Annotated in this window: 1 protein-coding gene; it reads right to left on the reverse strand. The window is 33.2% G+C overall.

The window, feature by feature from the left end; all coding sequences use genetic code 11:
* Positions 1–569: protein rep (locus KA873_RS13455; protein WP_245337716.1), on the reverse strand; the 569-nt coding region annotated here is incomplete at both ends.

Here is a 569-nt window from a genome sequence, read left to right on the forward strand (position 1 = left end):
TCATCATCGGTCATAAAATCCGTATCCTTTACAGGATATTTTGCAGTTTCGTCAATTGCCGATTGTATATCCGATTTATATTTATTTTTCGGTCGAATCATTTGAACTTTTACATTTGGATCATAGTCTAATTTCATTGCCTTTTTCCAAAATTGAATCCATTGTTTTTGATTCACGTAGTTTTCTGTATTCTTAAAATAAGTTGGTTCCACACATACCAATACATGCATGTGCTGATTATAAGAATTATCTTTATTATTTATTGTCACTTCCGTTGCACGCATAAAACCAACAAGATTTTTATTAATTTTTTTATATTGCATCATTCGGCGAAATCCTTGAGCCATATCTGACAAACTCTTATTTAATTCTTCGCCATCATAAACATTTTTAACTGTTAATGTGAGAAACAACCAACGAACTGTTGGCTTTTGTTTAATAACTTCAGCAACAACCTTTTGTGACTGAATGCCATGTTTCATTGCTCTCCTCCAGTTGCACATTGGACAAAGCCTGGATTTACAAAACCACACTCGATACAACTTTCTTTCGCCTGTTTCACGATTTTG

The sequence above is a fragment of the Staphylococcus sp. GDY8P45P genome, assembly GCF_017892745.1.
Classification (GTDB): Bacteria; Bacillota; Bacilli; order Staphylococcales; family Staphylococcaceae; genus Staphylococcus; species Staphylococcus cohnii.